This window comes from Paenibacillus phytohabitans (genome assembly GCF_013141775.1).
Classification (GTDB): Bacteria; Bacillota; Bacilli; order Paenibacillales; family Paenibacillaceae; genus Paenibacillus_AQ; species Paenibacillus_AQ phytohabitans.
Window position 1 is genome coordinate 1 of record NZ_WHOB01000095.1, and the last position, 20082, is coordinate 20082.

At 49.0% G+C, this 20082-nt stretch carries 18 protein-coding genes, 1 tRNA gene, 2 other RNA genes and 1 pseudogene; 4 read left to right on the forward strand and 18 right to left on the reverse strand.

Annotated elements, in window-relative coordinates:
- Positions 1-114: 114 nt before the first annotated feature.
- Positions 115-297 (forward strand): hypothetical protein, encoded by a 183-nt coding sequence (locus GC101_RS33295; protein WP_171720808.1) that lies wholly within the window; start codon positions 115-117, stop codon positions 295-297.
- 204 nt (positions 298-501) lie between these two features.
- Here the strand turns inward: GC101_RS33295 and GC101_RS33300 are convergent, their stop codons facing one another.
- The 3 genes from GC101_RS33300 to GC101_RS33310 form a co-directional block, all read right to left on the reverse strand.
- Positions 502-1056, reverse strand: a complete 555-nt coding sequence (locus GC101_RS33300) for an ATPase (RefSeq protein ID WP_246354631.1) — start codon at positions 1054-1056, stop codon at positions 502-504.
- Positions 1057-1069: 13 nt separating this feature from the next.
- A complete protein-coding gene (locus tag GC101_RS33305; protein WP_038693014.1) occupies positions 1070-1267 on the reverse strand; it encodes a hypothetical protein in 198 nt (65 codons plus the stop codon).
- 84 nt (positions 1268-1351) lie between these two features.
- Entirely contained in the window at positions 1352-1894 is a 543-nt protein-coding gene (locus GC101_RS33310; protein ID WP_171720810.1) for a DUF6155 family protein, read from the reverse strand.
- A gap of 152 nt (positions 1895-2046) precedes the next feature.
- On the opposite strand from GC101_RS33310, the gene GC101_RS33315 reads away from it, so the two are divergent.
- On the forward strand, positions 2047-2607 hold the full coding sequence (locus GC101_RS33315) for a DEAD/DEAH box helicase (protein ID WP_343049850.1): 561 nt from the start codon (positions 2047-2049) through the stop codon (positions 2605-2607).
- Between the two features lie 280 nt (positions 2608-2887).
- Here GC101_RS33315 and ssrA (GC101_RS37020) read toward each other — a convergent pair.
- The 13 genes and pseudogenes from ssrA (GC101_RS37020) to GC101_RS33375 all read right to left on the reverse strand — a co-directional run bounded on the left by ssrA (GC101_RS37020) (position 2888) and on the right by GC101_RS33375 (position 16630).
- Positions 2888-3284: a transfer-messenger RNA gene (gene ssrA, locus GC101_RS37020) on the reverse strand.
- Between the two features lie 9 nt (positions 3285-3293).
- A pseudogene (locus GC101_RS33320) lies at positions 3294-4067 on the reverse strand (Rpn family recombination-promoting nuclease/putative transposase); the annotation flags it as partial.
- Between the two features lie 98 nt (positions 4068-4165).
- Positions 4166-4530: a transfer-messenger RNA gene (ssrA, locus tag GC101_RS33325) on the reverse strand.
- 201 nt (positions 4531-4731) lie between these two features.
- Positions 4732-5211 carry an SsrA-binding protein SmpB gene (gene smpB / locus GC101_RS33330; protein WP_039296783.1) on the reverse strand — a complete coding sequence of 160 codons (480 nt, stop codon included), beginning with the start codon at positions 5209-5211 and terminating at the stop codon, positions 4732-4734.
- Between the two features lie 226 nt (positions 5212-5437).
- Complete coding sequence (gene rnr, locus GC101_RS33335) at positions 5438-8443, reverse strand: ribonuclease R (protein WP_171720836.1); 3006 nt, start codon at positions 8441-8443, stop codon at positions 5438-5440.
- A 231-nt stretch (positions 8444-8674) separates the two neighbouring features.
- Entirely contained in the window at positions 8675-8908 is a 234-nt protein-coding gene (secG, locus tag GC101_RS33340) for a preprotein translocase subunit SecG (RefSeq protein ID WP_042132758.1), read from the reverse strand.
- A 144-nt stretch (positions 8909-9052) separates the two neighbouring features.
- The gene (locus GC101_RS33345; RefSeq protein ID WP_171720812.1) at positions 9053-9316 is read right to left on the reverse strand and encodes a YesK family protein; all 264 of its coding nucleotides are present in this window, start codon (positions 9314-9316) and stop codon (positions 9053-9055) included.
- Between the two features lie 153 nt (positions 9317-9469).
- Positions 9470-10756 (reverse strand): phosphopyruvate hydratase, encoded by a 1287-nt coding sequence (gene eno, locus GC101_RS33350; RefSeq protein ID WP_171720813.1) that lies wholly within the window; start codon positions 10754-10756, stop codon positions 9470-9472.
- A 59-nt stretch (positions 10757-10815) separates the two neighbouring features.
- The gene (gpmI, locus tag GC101_RS33355) at positions 10816-12360 is read right to left on the reverse strand and encodes a 2,3-bisphosphoglycerate-independent phosphoglycerate mutase (protein WP_171720814.1); all 1545 of its coding nucleotides are present in this window, start codon (positions 12358-12360) and stop codon (positions 10816-10818) included.
- A 2-nt stretch (positions 12361-12362) separates the two neighbouring features.
- The gene (tpiA, locus tag GC101_RS33360; RefSeq protein WP_039302428.1) at positions 12363-13118 is read right to left on the reverse strand and encodes a triose-phosphate isomerase; all 756 of its coding nucleotides are present in this window, start codon (positions 13116-13118) and stop codon (positions 12363-12365) included.
- 33 nt (positions 13119-13151) lie between these two features.
- Positions 13152-14333, reverse strand: coding sequence for a phosphoglycerate kinase (locus tag GC101_RS33365; protein WP_171720815.1), 1182 nt, complete (start codon positions 14331-14333; stop codon positions 13152-13154).
- 117 nt (positions 14334-14450) lie between these two features.
- Complete coding sequence (gene gap, locus GC101_RS33370; RefSeq protein WP_039302421.1) at positions 14451-15461, reverse strand: type I glyceraldehyde-3-phosphate dehydrogenase; 1011 nt, start codon at positions 15459-15461, stop codon at positions 14451-14453.
- Positions 15462-15577: 116 nt separating this feature from the next.
- Positions 15578-16630, reverse strand: a complete 1053-nt coding sequence (locus tag GC101_RS33375; protein ID WP_171720816.1) for a sugar-binding transcriptional regulator — start codon at positions 16628-16630, stop codon at positions 15578-15580.
- A 331-nt stretch (positions 16631-16961) separates the two neighbouring features.
- On the opposite strand from GC101_RS33375, the gene GC101_RS33380 reads away from it, so the two are divergent.
- Together GC101_RS33380 and clpP are read left to right on the forward strand one after the other, a co-directional pair.
- Positions 16962-17036 (forward strand) — tRNA-Arg (locus GC101_RS33380).
- A gap of 193 nt (positions 17037-17229) precedes the next feature.
- Positions 17230-17826, forward strand: a complete 597-nt coding sequence (clpP, locus tag GC101_RS33385; protein WP_042132753.1) for an ATP-dependent Clp endopeptidase proteolytic subunit ClpP — start codon at positions 17230-17232, stop codon at positions 17824-17826.
- Positions 17827-17912: 86 nt separating this feature from the next.
- On the opposite strand, the gene GC101_RS33390 is transcribed toward clpP, so the two are convergent.
- Positions 17913-18551 carry a GDSL-type esterase/lipase family protein gene (locus GC101_RS33390; RefSeq protein ID WP_171720817.1) on the reverse strand — a complete coding sequence of 213 codons (639 nt, stop codon included), beginning with the start codon at positions 18549-18551 and terminating at the stop codon, positions 17913-17915.
- Between the two features lie 178 nt (positions 18552-18729).
- Positions 18730-19836: a PdaC/SigV domain-containing protein gene (locus GC101_RS33395; protein ID WP_171720818.1), complete on the reverse strand. Its 1107-nt coding sequence runs from the start codon at positions 19834-19836 to the stop codon at positions 18730-18732.
- Positions 19837-20082: the final 246 nt, after the last annotated feature.

Genomic DNA, 20082 nt, shown 5'->3' on the forward strand with positions numbered 1-20082 from the left:
TTCTAGGTGCGAAAGTTGAGTTATTATATATAACAAGGCAACAAATAAAAAAGAACAAATGTTCTTGTTTTATTGGCTTTAGCACAGTAAAATACATTTGAAGGGAGGTGTACTATGGCGACTTATATAGTAAATACCAATACAAAGGAAGTTCACAAAACCGCTAAAGTAGAGTCACGCTGCAGAATTAATGAAATCAAACCCCAACATAGAATCGATACAGACAATGCCCCGTTTTACTTTGCTCAAGGATATAATGGCTGTAAATGGTGCTATCCAGAAAAGAATACTGGGTAAGCTATATAAATTAAATGAACCCGTATCTTCAAACCTTATGGTTTAAGATTACGGGTTCATTTTATGAATGACTATATCTTTCTTCTATTAATCCGTGTAGAACTCCTTTCCCAAAAAGGGCCTTAACCCCTTGGTGGGAAAGGGATTTTAGAAACTGAGGCGTGGACGTGCAGAGCCACAATTCGGCGGGGGTTACTGCTGGAATTACAAGTACAATTCCAAAGCTCCCCTGGCCCACACAGGAATCTCATCTCGGCAAAAGCTAATGTGTGAACGTTTAATTTCCGCCACAACTTCAGGTTCACTGGTGTTGTCGATAATGGTGACTTCATCTGAAATCTCCATGGCAGGCATCAGGTTACTTAAAGATTGGCCATATCTCCACCGGATATCTTCTTCCGCAATCCAGTGCCCTCCCTGCTCCACTCTTGAAGCTACCCGATCAATATGCATTTGCACATCCTGCAAACCAATATAATACATGACGACTTTATAACCTTGTTCCTTAGCTGCCTTCATATGACGTAAAACAAAACTCCCCGACAGAGTAGTTTCTATAGCAAAATTTTCCTTCCGCCTGATTGATTTCCTTATTTGCTTTACAGCTTCTCGTCCGGCAGACAGGTCGACACTTCTGGGATCCTCCGGCTTAATCCTTTTGGCGATCTGGTCAGGATCAATAATGGTTCCAACATAATCCCTCATTTGAAAACTGATTGTGCTTTTCCCGGCTCCATTAGTGCCAGCAAAAACCGTCATTACAGACTCCCAATCAGTCATGACTAACAAGCTCAGTGCGATTTCCGGCTACATCGTAAGTAATCTCGAATTTTTGCCCAGTGGCATCTTCACGTATCCGTTTGCCATCTTTTATATAATAAATGGAGGCTCCAGCCTTTTTGGCCTCTGCTACTGCATGCTGATTGGCCTTTTTCAATAACCGTTGCAATTCTTCTCTTTGGGGCAGCATTAGGATAACACCTCGCTCGGATTCCGAATTTATTTTATAATATTATAACACAATCCTTACGGTTAAATAATTCGTCCGTATACGCTATTCAAGGTCTTCTTCTTCCAGGTATCCTAAATAATCGCTATACAACTCCATCATCCCATCTCCGAACCCCCAGCCAATGCTCTGACTGCTTCGCGTCAGTTCGTTGCATAGATCTACAAACTCTTCTTCTAATTGATTGTCCACAATATACTTTAAAGCCTGTTCAAATATACTTGAAATAGTACGATAGAATTTTTCATCATCTATGTCTCCATATGAAAGCGTAAAGTCTACTCCACATTCCACTGTAAAAATCATTAGCTCTGCAATTTGCCCCTTATTTGTTGAGACATTACTAAAGTCTTTTATTGCTTGCTTCATAATCTGGTATCGCAGAATCTCTCCCTTGTGGACGAATTCCTTCTCAATAATTTTCTTGTACTTGTCTAAGACTTCCTCACTATCAGGAAATAGTATTGAAAAATAGTGCTCCTGAATGATCGGATATATCTTGGTCATATTCAAGATTTCAGCCTCAAGCTCTTCCCTCGTTAGATTCTTTAAATGCTTTTTAATGGTTGAGTTACTTAATTTCAGCATTACTATGATCTCCTTAATCCGGTTATAGTCCCCAATATTATTACTCAGCAACTTACAAGGTATAATATAAATAAAACGCGAGGACCAATCAATGGACAATATCGAGGACAAATACCAAAAGCCTAAGCAGCTCTAGAGGATTTTCATTAAGGGTGGTCCCCCGCTATACTCACTTTCAGATCAAGTCAGGGGAACAGGTTGCCGGAATTCAGGACATCTATCAGCAGCTTGTAGACAATGAGGAGCGTAACACGCTTATTTTTGACGATTTGTTAACCTGCTTGGATGAAGGACGCTCTCCACTGCTTCTGGTTGAACGGACCGCTCATGCTGAATATTTTGCAGAGAGATTACACGCGTTTGCCAAAAACGTAATTGTGCTTAGGGGCGGAATGGGGAAAAAGCAAAGAGAAGCTCTACGCGCCCAAATTGCTTCTATTCCAGACGATCAGGAGCGTGTAGTTATCGCTACGGGTAAGCTAATCGGTGAAGGCTTCGATGACGCCAGACTGGACACCTTGTTCCTAGTCCATCCCATCTCCTGGACAGGCACCTTACAGCAATATGCTGGCCGCCTGCACCGGAGTCATGCGAATAAAGAAGAAGTGAAAATATATGATTATATTGACCTTCAGGTTCCAATGTTAATGGCGATGTTCAAGAAACGAGTGAAGGGATATCGGAGGATGGGGTATCGGGGGGCGGAGTTGTAGGAAAGTGCTTCAAAATAGAGTGGGCATGCTTAACTAGTTGTTTATATCCCAACAAAGAACGTCAGTTTAAGCTCCTGTCAATAGGAAAATTAATAACCGAATCACAAGACATCTACAAAAGATCAAACGGGAGCATTCGCTCATAGGATGCTCCTGCGTTTTTTCTTTCTCAAAGCATTGATCCCCTGCTCCGTTAACCTAGTAGCCTTCTATTATCAGCATAAAACAATCATTATAAATGAAAAAAGACACCCCTAAAGGTGTCTTTCACTGATACTCCATATGGAGCCGAGGGGAGCCCGCCCCCCTGTCCGAAGATAACGGCACATAAGCTTCTACGAGTGTAGTTACAGTTTTGATCTCACCCTAGAAGCCCCCCGTAACCGGGTCCCCTTCGGGTCAGCCTGATTGTCTTCTTCAGCTCACCGCAGGCGAAGATGAGACAGCATATCCCACTACTTGTTAGCCCCTATCCCTGTCACATGGGCGATGCATGGGCGATGCAGGGTAGAAGCACGCGCACAGTTTCTTAGGCTGCGAAAGCGTAGTTGTTTTGTTGTTTGCCGTTTAATAGGCTTTAGCGTTGATGAAACTTCTATCACTAAACAGGCAACGTATTAAAGCTTGATAGACTTGATTTCATCTTCTCTAAGCCCTGTCGCCTTCGCTACAGCTGCATAATCCATCCCCATTGCCAGCAAGTTGCGAGCCACTTGAAGCTTACCCTCGATAATCCCAGCAGACTTTGCCCCTTCAACCATGGACGCTTCATCATGCAAATACTTCTGTCTAGCCTCATACAACCGTCTGGCCTCGGAATCCTGACTCAAATATTGCAGGGTATCCATTGCCTTCTCCAATCCTGGCTCATTCATCTTCAGCACCTCCCATTGTGATGTATCGGCACCTTTCAGAAACAGTAACCAATTGATCAGTCCGCCTTCAGACGGAATACTACGATCATCCAGCTTCGGCAATTCCAAGAAATGAACCTCTATGTCGTCAATCAAGGATATCCCTGTCCGGTCTTCCCGCAGATGAAATACGTTATGATATTGCTCATTCTTCAAGAACGCATAGTTTAGAATGTTAATCGTTACGCATTTCTCAAGCTCTGGATACTTCTCGCCCTCACTGAGTTGACTTGCATACCGTTTGCTCCAATAAAAAAGCGTTCTTTTCTCTATGTCGTACTTATTAAACAGTTGCATCTCTATATCAATCAGTTTACCTTCAGAGGTCTTGGCGTAAACATCAAAAATGGATTGTTTGTCGAGTGGATCGTCTTTATCCGTATAAGGATTCATCAGAATGATCTCAGTCAGCGGCGGCTCACCAGCTTCGGTGAAAATGCGGTTGAGAAACGCCAGCAGCACATCCTTATTGTTTTCGCTGCCAAATATCCGTTTGAATACGAAATCCACACGCGGGTCAAGCAAATCCATCGGCATCATCTCCATTCATTATTATTATATCATCTTTCAAGGAAACTGAGCTTTGAAGTAAATAACTAAAAATGAAAAAAGACACCCCTAAAGGTGTCTTTCACTGATACTCCATATGGAGCCGAGGGGAGTCGAACCCCTGTCCGAAGATAACGGCACATAAGCTTCTACGAGTGTAGTTACAGTTTTGATGTCACCCGAGTATCGCCCCGTAACCGGCTATACGTTGGGTCAGCCTGATTGTCTTCTTCAGCTCACCGCAGGCGGAGATGAGACAGCGTATCCCACTACTTGTTAGCCCCTATCCCTGTCACATGGGCGATGCAGGGTAGAAGCACGCGCACAGTTTCTTAGGCTGCGAAAGCGTAGTTGTTTTGTTGTTTGCCGTTTAATAGGCTTTAGCGTTGATGAAGCGGACGCGTCCCCACTACTCGCTACTCATGCTCGAACTATCCCCGTCGAATCCAAGAACGGCCCCTCATTAGAAAGGGCGCTTCGGATTAACGGATCAATGACAAGCATAAATGCTGATCCGGTTCACAGCTATCTTGATCAAGATGGCTGTTCAGAAGCAATAAGTTTACTTACACAGTATAGCACATTTATCAACACTTTAACACGTAGGTTAAAGGAATTGAAGGTCGAATCTGGAACAATTGGGCGCCAGGTGGTTACCAGTCTAGCGGGCGATCTTCTGCTTATCGCGCAGCACACGCTGGATATCACGCTGAGCATCACGCTTCGCGGCGGAATCGCGCTTGTCGTATTCCTTCTTACCTTTACCAAGGCCGATCAGCAGCTTGGCATAGCCATTGCGCACATAAATCTTCAGCGGCACAATCGTGAAGCCATCCCGCTTCGAGGAACCAAGCAGCTTGTGAATCTGTTCCTTGTGCATAAGCAACTTGCGTGTACGTGTCGGATCGGTAGGATTGGCACGGTTCCCTTGTTCGAAAGGGCTGATATGCATATTGTGAATATGAATCTCACCATTACGGATGGTAGCAAAAGCGTCCCCGATATTAGCGCGGCCGTTACGCAGCGATTTGATCTCTGTACCCGTCAGAACCAAACCCGCTTCATACGTATCCTCAATAAAATAATCATGGGAAGCTTTTTTGTTCTGGGCAAGCACTTTCCCGTCTGCTTTTTTACCCATGAAAGTCACTCCTTGAATCGAATTCCCGGCCTCTTATGAATGGACACCAGGTCTATATTGTATCAAAAGCCAAGCAGGCAGCGCAAGGAAGGATCACCCTATCCCGCAGCAATCATTTTGACATATGGGTGTCAGGAAGTACTGCGTTTCAGGTGAAATAGAAGTCCCCTTATATTCTAAAAAAGCACTGTCCCCCTAAAGGAACAGTGCCCTCTATTAATTCAGCCTAGGCCTGAGGTTTCTTCTTCCGCTTTCTGCGGCCGCCGCCCTCCGGATTACCGCTCTTGTCGCCAGCGCCTGCCGGTGCCGGATTAGTGGTCTCCACGTTGCCTGGAGTCACAGAAGTGCCGATGAAGACGCCGCCTTTCTTCTTCTTGCGGCGGCTCTTGCCCTCCGGCGCTGCGCCGTTGCCTTCGCTTCCGAAGCCGCTGCCGAGGTCCTCGCGGCTGCGGAACCGTGTGCTCGCGTCCACGCCGCGCAGCTCACCGCCCGCCTGCTCGGCTCCGCCCCCGCTTGGCGCGCCGTAGCCGCCCTTGCCGGAGCCGAAGCCGAAGGCAATGCCGCGTCCCCCGGCACTGCCTCCGCCGTCTCCGCCGCGGCCTCTGCCGCGCTCACGCTCGCGCGGAGCACCCGAACCGCCGGCTTCGCCCCGGCGGTCCGCCTTCGCAGCGCCGCCCGCTGCGGAGGCGGCAAGTGCACGCCGCGCTGCCGCTTCCGGCCCGCGGCCGCGCTTACGGCCGCCGCCTGCTGCGCCGCCATCTTCAGCCGGCGCTACGCCTGCGCGCGGCTCTTCACCAGCGCCAGCCTCAGCGGCGCCGCCCTTAACTGCCCCGCCAAAGACACCGGCGCCAGCGCTGCCGCTCTTGCCTTTACCTTTGGCGCCGAATCCAGCCGCACCGGCAGCTGCACCGCCGTTCTTGCCCTTCCCAGCGCCGCCTTTACCCGCACCGGTAGCTGCGCTGCCTGGCTTGCCTTTACGGCCCTTGCCCGCACCGCCGGCCTTACCTGCGAACGGCTTGCTGGCGCCACCGGCACCAGGGCGTCCGCCCTTGCCGCCGCGTCCGCCGTAGTTCCGGTGGTCGCCAGCCGCGCGTGGCTTCATATCAACCAGTTCGAAGTCGATCGTATGATCGTCCATGTTGACCTTGGCCACACGGATCTTCACCTCGTCACCGATGCGGAACACTTTGGAGGTACGCTCACCGATAAGGGCCATGTGCGCTTCATCGAAGTGGTAATAATCATCGCTCAGTGCACTAAGGCGGATCAGACCTTCCACGGTGTTATCCAGCTCGATGAACATTCCGAAGCTGGTCACGCTGCTGATCATTGCATCGAATTCTTCGCCTACCTTATCCTGCATGAACTCCGCTTTCTTCAGCTGCTCAGTGTCACGTTCAGCCTCTACCGCTACACGCTCGCGTTCGGAGGACTGCTGGGCGATATCCGGCATCCGCGAAGCCAGATACTCATGACGTTTCTCGGTCAGAGCTCCGCCATTCTCAAGCACCTCACGCATGACGCGGTGAATGACAAGGTCGGGATAACGGCGGATCGGTGAGGTGAAGTGGGAATAGAATTCTGCCGCCAGTCCGAAGTGGCCTGTACTCTCGGCATCATATTTCGCCTGCTTCATGGAGCGCAGCATCATCGTGCTGATCACCGTCTGCTCTTTGGTGCCTTGAATCTGCTCCAGCAGATCCTGCAGCGCACGCGGATGAACGGAATTGCCGCGACCCTTGACGTGGTAGCCGAAGTTAGCGGCGAAGGCCATGAAATTCTGCAGCTTCTCGGGGTCCGGATCTTCATGAATCCGGTACAGGAACGGCACCTTCAGCCAGTGGAAGTGCTCCGCTACAGTCTCATTAGCCGCGAGCATGAATTCCTCAATAATCTGCTCCGCCACGGAACGCTCACGCTTCACGATATCGATAGCCTTACCTGCTTCATCCACGATGATTTTGCTTTCTTCAAAGTCGAAGTCAACAGCTCCGCGCCGCATCCGGGCATCGCGCAGCTTCATCGCAATTTCCTTCATCAGGCGGAAATCACCGATCAGCGGAGCGTAGCGCTCCAGCAGCTCAGGATCTTCATCTTCAACAATTTTGCGTACATCGGAGTATGTCATTCTCTCCTTGGTACGGATCACACTCGTGAACACATCATGCTTCACAACCTTCATGTGCTCGTCGAATTCCATTTCACAGGACATCGTCAGCCGGTCTACCTGCGGGTTCAAGCTACAGATCCCATTCGACAGCCGGTGCGGCAGCATGGGAATGACCCGGTCAACCAGATACACGCTGCAGCCGCGGTCATAAGCTTCTTTATCCAGCTCGGAGCCTTCGCGCACATAATAGCCTACATCGGCGATATGAACGCCCAGCTTATAATGCCCGTTCTCCAGACGCTCAACGTTCACCGCATCATCCAGGTCCTTGGCATCCGCGCCGTCAATGGTCACAATGTTCAGTCCGCGCAGATCGCGGCGGCCTTGCTGGATAATCTCCTCGTCGGTAATGGAATCGGGTGCCTGCTCCGCTTCCGTCATCACCTCAGCCGGAAAAGCCTCCGGCAGCTGATGCTTGCGGATAACCGACAGAATATCCACGCCCGGGTCATCCTTATGACCGAGGATCTCGATAATTTCACCTTCAGCCGCAGCACGGCCTTCCGGATAGTTCACAATGCGGACAACAACCTTTTCCCCGTCAACCGCTCCCTTGAAGGACTGCTTCGGAATGAAGATATCCCGGTTAATCCGCTTATCATCAGGCAGCACGAAGCCATACGTCTCCAGGCTCTGGAATACGCCAACCGTCTGCGACACGCCTCTGATCAGAATCCGCTCTACTTCGCCTTCCATACGCCCGCCAGACGGGCTCTTCGAGGTAATGCGGATCAATACGATGTCACCGTTCATTGCACCCTTCAGATCATTGGCATGGATGTATACATCGGGATGATCACGGTCATCAGGTATCAGAAAAGCAAAACCCTTCGCATGGGCTTGCAGCCGTCCGCGCAGCAGATCCATCCGTTCCGGCACGCCATAACGGCTACCCCGGGTCAGAATAATCCGGCCGTCCTTTTCCAGCTCAATCAGCAGGCTCTCAAAAGCTTTGAATGCCTCGCTATCCTCAATTGCGAAATGGCTCACCAGTTCTTCATAAGTCAGTGGTTTATAAGCGGCCTCCCGCATGAAATCAAGTAGAATTTCTTGTGTTATCATCTTCGTCACCTCGGCCCTCCGCAGCATTCATGCCGCTGGCATATATGTATGTCTTGTCCTATCCCACATCTAATAAATCCAAGTAAAATTTACCTTTATATACTTCATACCCTAGTATACACGAAATCAATCCCGGGCATCCCTGTTATGATGTGCAAACACTCAAATCTGCATACAAAAAAGCCCCCGCCTATTCCATTCAGAACAGAGCGAAGGCTTACTGTAGGCAAACTAATCAATAACAATGGCCACAACGATTGACATGATGAAGAATCCTGCAGCCAATCCAACTGTTACACGCTGCAACACAAGCTCCATACCGCGTGCTTTTGTTTTACCGAAGAGATGCTCAGCACCGCCGGAGATGGCACCGGAAAGACCCGCGCTTTTCCCTTTTTGCAGAAGAACGACCGCAATCAGACCTACGGCAAAAATCAGAAGCACCACTTTCAAAAAGATATCCATTCACTTCCACCTCCTACGTCCAAGCATCACTATCTATGCTAAATTAGACCTCACGATTTCATAAACAGTATTTTTATTGTATCATAGCCATAGATTGAATACAACCACACAAACCTCATTCTACTAATCCGGCTATTACATTATTCAGGATTGTCTCCTATAAGAGACAAGTAGAAGCAGCAGCAGACCAGAGATTAGTAATATAGGTACAGAGAAGAAGGCATACCCGATCCCCTCCCAGCCTCCGATTACAGTGAAACTTAGAACCAGCAATATCATACTGCCCAGTAAACCAGTGATTCCCGGATAAAAAACAGCTCTGCTCCGCATGCGCCCGGTCCGCGACAGCACCCAGCTGAGAATAATTAAAAATATCCCCACACCTATACCCGCAACAATAGCGTTCATGCCCACACTCCTTCCAGTTATCTACAATTATAGAATAACCCACTAGAAGCATCCGAGGCAACCTCGCTAGATCGCATTGCACTTTCGGATCTATAATCCAAAAAAGGACCTGCCAAAGTTCGGCAGGCCCTTTAAATATAGGGTCAAAAGATATTATCTTTTGAGGTTGTAGAAGGATTTCAGGCCGTTGTATTGAGCCAATTCGCCCAGTTCATCTTCGATGCGAAGCAACTGGTTGTATTTAGCAACGCGGTCTGTACGGGAAGGAGCACCCGTTTTGATCTGGCCAGCGTTAGTCGCAACAGCGATGTCTGCGATTGTGCTGTCTTCGGATTCACCGGAACGGTGGGAGATAACTGCTGTGTAACCAGCACGTTTAGCCATTTCGATAGCATCGAAAGTTTCTGTCAGGGTACCAATCTGGTTAACCTTAACCAGGATGGAGTTACCGATACCTTTTTCAATACCTGTAGCAAGGCGCTCAGTGTTAGTAACGAACAAGTCGTCACCAACCAATTGGACTTTGTCGCCCAATTTTTCAGTAAGCAATTTCCAGCCATCCCAGTCGTCTTCGGACATACCGTCTTCGATGGTGATGATTGGGTACTTCTCAACCCATGATGCAAGAAGGTCAACATACTCAGCGGAAGTGTAAGATTTACCTTCGCCTGCAAGTGTGTATTTACCGTCTTTGTAGAACTCAGTGGAAGCAACGTCCATACCGAGGAATACGTCAACGCCTGGTTTGTAACCGGCTTTTTCGATCGCTTCGATGATGGTAGTGATGGCTTCTTCATTCGAACCAAGGTTCGGTGCGAATCCGCCTTCGTCACCTACAGCTGTGTTCAATCCTTTGGATTGCAGTACGGATTTCAGGTTGTGGAAGATTTCTGCACCTGTACGAAGAGCTTCTTTGAAGCTTGTAGCGCCTACAGGAAGAACCATGAACTCTTGAACGTCGATGTTGTTGTCGGCATGCTCACCACCGTTGATGATGTTCATCATTGGTACTGGAAGAGTTTTAGCGTTGAATCCGCCCAGGTATACGTACAAAGGAATATCCAGAGCTGCTGCAGCTGCACGAGCTACGGCCATGGATACTGCCAGGATCGCGTTAGCGCCCAGCTTGCCTTTGTTATGAGTTCCGTCCAAAGTGATCATCAATTTGTCGATGCCCACTTGGTCAAGAGCGTCCATACCGATTACTTCAGGAGCGATAATTTCATTTACGTTCTCAACAGCTTTCAGAACGCCTTTGCCCATGTAACGGGATTTGTCGCCGTCACGAAGCTCTACAGCTTCATGAGCACCAGTGGAAGCGCCGGAAGGAACGATAGCGCGGCCTTTAGCACCGGATTCAAGATAAACGTCAACCTCTACAGTCGGGTTACCGCGGGAGTCAAGGACTTCGCGAGCATACACATCAGAAATAATAGTCATGTAAGTTTAATCTCCTTTTAACTTTAGGTTTAGTGTAACAATGAAACTTGAGGTCTTGCTTATTTGCGGCTGGCAATCATGGATTGTCCGGTCATTTCCGCAGGCTGCGGAAGTCCCATCAGATCTAAGATTGTCGGTGCTACATCTGCGAGAATACCGGATTCGCGCAGTACTACATCTTCAGTCGTAACGATGAAAGGAACAGGGTTGGTAGTATGGGCTGTGAACGGACGGCCGTTCTCATCGAATACCATATCCGCATTGCCGTGATCGGCAATGATGATTGCAACGCCGCCTTTGGCAACTACTGCATCCACAACTTTACCTACGCATTCGTCCGTTACTTCAACTGCCTTAATAGTAGGCTCCAGCATGCCGGAGTGTCCAACCATATCAGGGTTAGCAAAGTTCAGGATAATGGCATCTTGTCTGTCTGCTTCGATCTCCGCTACGCAGGCCGCCGCCACTTCGTATGCGCTCATCTCAGGCTGCAGATCATAGGTTGCCACTTTCGGAGAGTTGATCAGGATGCGTGTTTCGCCGGGAAGCTCCTCATCACGTCCGCCGCTGAAGAAGAAGGTAACATGCGGATACTTCTCAGTTTCCGCGATACGCAGCTGCTTCTTGTTCTGCTGAACCAGCACTTCACCGAGTGTGTTGTCCAGGTTCTTCGGGGAGTAAGCCACGAAGCCTTGAACCGTCTCGCTGAAGGTTGTCAGACATACGAAGTGCAGACCTTCAGGGAACTTAGGGCCACGGTCGAAACCGCGGAAGTCAGAGTTCGTGAATACTTGCGACAGCTGAATGGCACGGTCAGGACGGAAGTTAAGGAAAATGACAGAATCGCCGCTCTCCACTGTCGCAACCGGGTTGCCCAGGCTATCTACAATCACACTTGGCTCTACAAATTCATCATACACAGAATTCTGGTAAGATCCAGTGATTGCCTGAAGTGCATCGGTATATTTAGGGCCTTCGCCATACACCATTGCACGATAAGCTTTCTCTACACGTTCCCAGCGTTTGTCACGGTCCATGGCATAATAACGTCCGGATACCGTAGCAATCGTACCTACGCCAACCTCTTCGATCTTGGCTACCAGTTCCTGAATGAACTTCTGTCCACTGTCGGGTGGTACGTCGCGGCCATCCATGAAGGCATGAATATAAACTTCATGCAAATCTTCTTTTTTGGCCAGATCGAGCATCGCGAACAGGTGTTTAATGTGACTGTGCACGCCGCCATCGGATACAAGTGCATAGAGGTGAAGCTTTTTGCCGGTTGTTTTGGCGCTTCTCACCGCAGCAACCAGCGTTTCGTTCTCGAAGAATTCGCCATCACGGATAGACTTATCGATGCGGGTCAGATCCTGGTATACGATCCGGCCTGCGCCGATGTTAAGGTGCCCTACTTCAGAGTTACCCATTTGTCCTTCCGGCAGACCTACAGCTTCGCCGCAAGCGGTAAGTGTAGTGTTCGGATATTGTTTCAGGTAACGGTCGTAGTTCGGTTTGTTGGCTTGGGCAACTGCGTTGCCTTCATCCGTGTTACGCAAACCGAAACCGTCCATGATGATTAGAGCTACAGGTTTTGGTGCTGACATTCTTATTTCGCCCCCTCAACGAGTGAAACGAAGGAAGCAGGCTGCAGGCTGGCACCGCCGACTAGAGCGCCGTCGATGTCGCTTTGACTCATGTACTCCGTTACATTCTCAGGCTTCACGCTGCCGCCGTATTGGATACGGACAGCTTCAGCAGTTGCTTCATCGTACAAGCCTTTTACAAGGGTACGGATGTAAGCAATAACTTCATTAGCATCCTGGGAAGTAGAGGATTTACCTGTACCAATAGCCCAGATAGGCTCATAAGCGATAACTACGCTTGCTGCCTGTTCCGCGCTAAGGCCGGCAAATGCCGCTTCAGTCTGCACTTTGCATACATCTTTAGTCTGGTCCGCTTCGCGCTCTTCGAGCTTTTCGCCTACACAGACAATTGGAGTAATGCCATGGCGGAATGCCGCATGCATTTTTTTGTTGACGATTTCGTCCGTTTCACCGAAGTATGCACGGCGTTCGGAGTGGCCGATAATAACGTATTCCACGCCGAGATCCTTCAGCATTACACCGCTGATCTCGCCTGTGTAAGCACCGTTATCTTCGAAGTGAAGGTTCTGAGCACCAATTTTGATGCTGGTGCCTTGTACCGCTGCAACAAGTGCAGGCAGGTTAGTGAAAGGTGCGCAGATTACAGTCTCTACGCCTTCAACTTCCGCCTGGCCTTTGATTTCAGCGATGAAGCCTTCGGCTTCCGGAACAGTTTTGAACATTTTCCAGTTGCCGGCAATGATAGGTGTTCTACTCATAGTAATGGATTGCCTCCTTCTACCTTCTACGTCTTACTTGTCGTTCAGTGCTTCTACGCCTGGAAGTGCCTTACCTTCCATGAACTCGAGTGATGCGCCGCCGCCAGTGGAGATATGATCCATTTGGTCTGCGAGGTGGAATTTCTCTGCTGCTGCTGCGGAATCACCACCGCCGATAACTGTGTAGCCTTCGGTAGTTGCGCAAGCCTGAGCTACAGCAATTGTACCTTCAGCGAAGATATCAATTTCAAATACGCCCATAGGTCCGTTCCAAACAACCAGCTTGGAGCTTTTGATGATATCGGCATAAATTTCACGGGTTTTAGGACCGATGTCCAGACCTTCCCAGCCAGCAGGAATTTCAGTCACATCTACAATTTTGGTGTTGGCATCTGCGCCGAACTTGTCCGCGATAACTACGTCAACCGGAAGCACAAAGTTTTTGCCCAGTGCTTTGGCTTTTTCGATAAATCCAAGCGCCGCTTCGATTTTGTCGTTGTCTACCAAAGAATTTCCGATTTCGTAACCTTGTGCCTTGGTGAAGGTGTAAGAAAGGCCGCCGCCAATCAATACGTTGTCAGCCAGAGTCAGCAGGTTGTCGATCACGTCAATTTTGTCTTTAACTTTGGAACCGCCGATGATCGCAGTGAAAGGACGTTCAGGATTGGACAGTGCTTTGCCCAGAACGGACAATTCCTTCTCCATTAGAAGGCCGGATACTGCAGGCAGGAAGTGAGCGATGCCTTCTGTCGAAGCATGGGCACGGTGAGCCGCACCGAATGCGTCATTGACGAACAGGTCAGCCAGTTCAGCGAACTGCTTAGCCAGTTCAGGATCGTTCTTTTCTTCACCTTTATAGAAACGGACATTCTCAAGCACAAGCACGTCGCCTTCGTTCAGTTCAGCGATTTGTGCTTTTACCGCTTCGCCAATCGCTTCATCAGCTTTGGCTACCGGTTTGCCGAGCAATTCGGACAGACGTACAGCTGCGGAAGTCAACCGCATGGAATCGACGAATTCACCTTTAGGACGGCCCATATGGCTGGCCAGAATGACCTTTGCACCGTTCTCAATCAGGTATTTAATTGTTGGAAGGGTTTCGCGGATACGGGTATCATCAGTGATCTTACCGTCTTCCACTGGCACGTTGAAATCCACACGCACGAATACGCGTTTGCCTTTTACTTCTACATCACGGACACTTTTTTTGTTCATGATTAACATTTCCTCCACACCCAAAATTGGTTCATTCACGAATCCATTTCATTTAGAAAGAGCGGAAACAGACTTTCATTGTTTCCGCTCTATTGTACTGCCTATATAAAATCGGTATTATTGAGCAAGTTTAGCGAATTTTTCTAGAGTACGAACGAGCTGTGCAGTGTAGGACATTTCATTGTCATACCAAGCAACGGTCTTAACCAGTTGTTTGTCGCCAACAGTCAGAACTTTAGTTTGTGTAGCATCGAACAGGGAACCGAAAGTCATACCCTTGATGTCGGAAGATACGATTTCATCTTCAGTGTAGCCGTAAGTTTCCGGATCGGAAGCTTCTTTCATGGCTGCGTTGATTTCTTCAACAGTTACGCTCTTATCCAGAACAGTAACCAGCTCAGTCAGGGAACCAGTAGCTACAGGCACACGTTGTGCTGCACCGTCAAGTTTGCCTTTAAGTTCTGGAATTACCAGGCCGATTGCTTTTGCAGCACCGGTAGTGTTAGGGATGATGTTCTCAGCAGCAGCGCGGGCACGTCTGAAGTCGCCTTTAGCGTGTGGAGCATCAAGTGTATTCTGGTCACCTGTGTAAGCGTGGATAGTAGTCATCAAGCCTTCGATGATACCGAATTTGTCGTTCAGAACTTTGGCCATAGGAGCCAGACAGTTCGTTGTGCAAGATGCGCCGGAGATTACTGTTTCGCTACCGTCAAGGATGTCATCGTTAACGTTGTAAACAACAGTCTTCATGTCGCCTGTAGCTGGAGCGGAAATAACTACTTTCTTAGCTCCGCCTTTAAGGTGCTTTTCAGCTGCTTCTTTAGTTGTGAAGAAACCTGTGCATTCCAGAACGATATCAACGCCAAGCTCTCCCCAAGGAAGTTCTTCAGGGTTGCGGTTCGCCAGAACCTTAACATCTTTACCGTTAACTTTGAAGAAGCCGTCGTGAACTTCAACATCGCCTTGGAATTTACCTTGAGTTGTATCATATTTAAGCAAATGAGCAAGCATCTTAGCATCAGTCAAGTCATTGATTGCTACCACTTCGATACCTTCTACATTTTGAATACGGCGGAATGCAAGGCGTCCAATACGTCCAAAACCGTTAATACCAACTTTTACACTCATTGAATAGTTCCTCCTAGATTTCGTTTTATTTATTCAAGACAAGCCGTGAGGCTCGTCAAGACAACAAGGTTAAGTATAATGCATAATACCTTTGCGCGCGTCCCATAAAATGGAATCTATAGGACCTCTTGCAACTGTTTGTCGATTTCTTTGCCGATTTCGACAGCAGCCGCCTCGTCTGTTACGAGAATATCCTCTTGGCCGAACCGCAGCATCGCATGAATGGCCTTAGCCTTGCGTTTACCGCCGGCAATACCGATGACGACTTCTGTACGGATAATGTCTTCCAGGCGCAGCCCCATGGTCAGCATGGTATGAACCACCTCGCCATTCTCATTGAAATAATATCCGAACGATTCGGCTACCGCACCCTCGTCCTGAATCTCTGAGATTGTACCGGGGTCCAGCTTGCGGCGGTGAGTCATTTCAATGGCATCGCCAATTCCATGCACAATAATACGCGATCTGCGGATAATCTGCACAATCTCTCCAATATTGGAGTCCAGTGCGAGCGACTGATAGGCATCGCCGCTGAGCAGATCAGGCACATGCAGCAGACGGTAATTGGCACCAATCCGTTTGGCCATGGTCGAAGCAATGGTGTTGGCTTGGATCTCCATGCTCTCTCCCAGTCCTCCACGCGCCGGAACTACCCAGGCGTTCTTATAGGAAAGGGATAGCGGCGGGGTCAACTGATCGGCCATTTCGGCCAGCGTTGAGCCGCCGGTGACGGCAATCGTGTCGTCACTGCGCAGTACACTGAGCAGTGCCTTCGAACCTGCACGCCCCAGTTCACGTTTGGTGAACAGCGAGGTCTCGCAGTCGCCAGGTACAACAACTACTTTACTGAGACCGTACGTAGTACGAATTTTCTCTTCCAGATCATCCAGGCCGAAGAGGCTCTTGGCGATCGGCTCCAGCAGGTCAAGCAGTCTGCGACCGGCTTCGCTAATGCGCATGCCGACGCTCTCGATCTCAATGAGCCCTTGCGATTTCAGAAGATCCGTCTCGGCGCGCAGCACCCGCTCGGTCATATCAAGCGAGGCGGCAAGCGTTCTGCGCCCAATAATATCGGACAGCATGATCTGATGTAGAATCGTATACCGTCTCTTAAGGGTTTCCATGAGATCAGGCAGAAGCTGCTTTTGGATTTCCAATAAATTACGCATGCTTTCACTCCTGCAACTTCGTCTTTCTCTTTTCCCTTGTTCGTGGTCTCAAAATGTCCCGGGTTAACTTTTTAAGTCCCACCCATATTCTACCCAAAACTGACGCCGAGTGCAAGTGTTCCGAGACTATAATTCTCAGACCCGTTTCATCTTATACATCTGCCGGTCTGTGAGAGGTAACCACGCCCTTAAGCACATACCTGAAAACCTCCCTCACCTGACTGTCAGGTGGGAAGCTATCATCTGCCTGGGAGCCGGAAAAACTATTTTTTTGCACGATGGGTTTTACACGTTGCTTTTATGCAATAAGTGTATTATAATAATTTCTGTTGCGCCCGTGGTCCAATGGATATGACGTAGGCCTCCGAAGCCTGAGATCCAAGTTCGATTCTTGGCGGGCGCGCCATTATTTTCACTTTTGTACATAATTTAGCAATGCTTATATTATATTTAACCAAAGAGCCGCTTGATGGCTCTTTTTTTTGAATCTAAGTTTGACTTTCTTTGACTTTTTGTTTGAATTTGTTTATCATGTGGTTAATACGGTAACAGTAAAAAATGAACACATTCGAAGCACCAATTTCAAGGAGGTTTTCCACGTGAGTTATATTCCTATGGTAGTAGAACAGAGCAACCGCGGTGAGCGCGCTTATGACATCTATTCCCGCCTGCTGAAGGACCGCATCATTTTCCTTGGAACGGAGGTTAATGACGTGGTAGCCAATTCCATCATCGCACAAATGCTCTTCCTGGCTGCCGAGGATCCGGATAAGGATATTCACCTGTATGTAAACAGCCCTGGCGGCTCCATTACAGCGGGTATGGCTATATTTGATACAATGCAGTACATTAAACCGGATGTATCCACCATCTGTGTAGGGATGGCCGCTTCCATGGGAGCCTTCCTGCTGAACGCTGGCGCCAAGGGCAAACGCTTTGCCTTGCCGAACAGCGAAATTATGATTCACCAGCCGCTCGGCGGTGCCCAGGGTCAGGCTTCGGATATTGAAATCCGCGCCCGCCGCATCATCAAGCTACGCGAGAAGCTGAACCGTATCCTGTCCGAACGTACGGGCCAGCCGATCGAGAAGATCGAGAAGGATACCGACCGCGACTACTTCATGAGTGCTGCCGATGCAGCTGAATATGGCATTGTCGATAAAGTCATTGAGAAGACCTTGCCGACTGGCGTTTAATTACTATATTTCATCAACACATAAAGAGGCTGCCACGGACCTACAGGTCTGCGGCAGCCTCTTTATTTGGCATATATACTGATAATTCATCTCAAGCTTCCATATCCCAGGGCATCCAGCTTGCCGGCGATTACCCGGTAGCCCCTGCCGTTCGGATGGATATGATCCAGGAACAGCAGCCCCCGCTCATTGCCGGCAAATTCATGATAAATGGAAGCAAACCCTACAGCATAACTGCTGTAGCCGGCAGCATAACGGTTGAACTGCCTCACCCAATCTGTGGCCGCATCCACCTGAGGATACGGATTATAGAGGCCTACTATCCGGATAATGTAAGGACTTCGCGTGCCCGCCTTCAGCTGTGACAGAGTACTCATAATATCACTGAAATTCCGTTTGCAGTCCCGGAGCGCTTTTTGCAGATACCCATTCAGCTCACCTGGCCTCCCCGCCGCGGCTTTGGCGGCCTTAATCAGATCATTGCCGCCGATAGAGACGGTAATGATCTCTGCATCCTTAACCGCAGAACGAAAACCGCCATCTGTCTTGAGACGCTGCTCCAGCCCCGCTGTTGTCAGACCGTTCACTCCTAGATTCGCTGAAGCAACCGGAGTCTGCAGCCGCCCTTCCGCCATCCGGCGGTAGACGGGGACAAATCCGTTCCCGGGCAGCGCCCCGAACCCGGTCGTTAATGAATCTCCAATGGCCGTATACTGATAGACCATAGCCTTCCCTCCCCGCTATAAGCTGCTTGCTTTCTTTAGCTTATGACTGCCCGGGGGATGTGGTAACGGCAGGGCGGCCTTAATAGGCCCGCAAAAAAATCCTGCCCTCATGTCTCCGGAGGAAACGCATGGGCAGGATAGATGAAGCTACCGGAACTGGAACTGTGAAGCCTATACGTTATTTCAGTGCAGCGAACGGACTGCTTCCGTCCGGCAGCAGCTCCTTGAAGCTGAAGATTACCTCCGGGAAGCCTGTAGCGTATGCAGTATACTCATATTGCTGGAAGAAGAGCACGGCTTTGCCCTCTTTCAAATAGAAGTATTTCTCTGTATTCAGGCCTGTGAATCCTCCCAGATAACCTCCGTTTGCTTTGATTTCAGTAGATACCTTGGCATTCAGCTGTTTCTTGTAGTTAGGATTAGCCTTGAACAAATCCCCCAGCAGCAGGCGCTTGCCGTCCTTAAGTGAGAAGGTAAAGGCATTGCGGATAGTCGATCCATGTGCCCCGCCGGTGTACCCGTATTGATTCGTGATCAGACTGAGCACGCCGTCCTGATTATAAGTGACCACATAACCGCCTTCGAATTCATACGGACGGTCGTCCTCGGATTTAAGGGAGATTTGATCTTCGGCGTAAGCCGCGTATTTCTGAATCGTCTGTTTGATTGTATCATTGATTGCCTTCTCAGCCTCGCTACTTGCAAGACCGCTGACCTGTGGATAATCCAGCTTGATTGGTGCATCTTTATGGTCCTTAACATAGCTCTCAGTCTTTATAGTTACCGCATTTTGCGTTCTCTTCATCACATTGAGCCGTCCCGTAGCGGCACTCCAGTCACCCTTGTAGCCTAAGTAATCGCTGAGCAGGTCAAACGAAACATAGAAGCGGTTATCCATATTCTTCACTTCATATTCGCCGATAAAATAATTGTTCACTTTAATCGTAGTATAGTATTCAGTAACCGTCAGTTTAGTTTGTGTAGTCCCTGTACCGATGGTATACGTCTTCTCAGCTTTATCATAAGATAGCGGCATCCCCAGCGCATCGCGCATAAACGTTACCGGAATCCATACCTTTCCGTCCTGGAAAAGCCCCTTCTGCGCTGCAATCTTGCCGTTTACCTTCAGTACTACAGGGGAGGATGCAGCCTTCACCTGAGCAGCTGCTGGAGCAGCCTGGGTAATGCCTGCCGGGAGTACTCCTCCACCGATTAGCATTCCTGCTGCAATCATTCCTGCGCCCCATTTACGGGCGTATTTCTTCGAAGTATCATTCATTTTCATTGTTGTTCTTCCCCTTCCGCTGGTACGATGATAGTTACGTGATGTGTTCCCTCAGCTTCACTCTTCCTATTATAGGGATAAGAAGGTCGGCGGATGTTACAATGCGCTTTACAGTTTCTTAAGGATTGAAGAGTCTTTCTATCAACCTTATTACATTTATTTAAACAATTTGAGAGATTTCAACGAAAATTTCTCCTAAAAAAGGCGCCCGCCCTGCCATAAACAGCAGAGCAAGCGCCCCTTCGC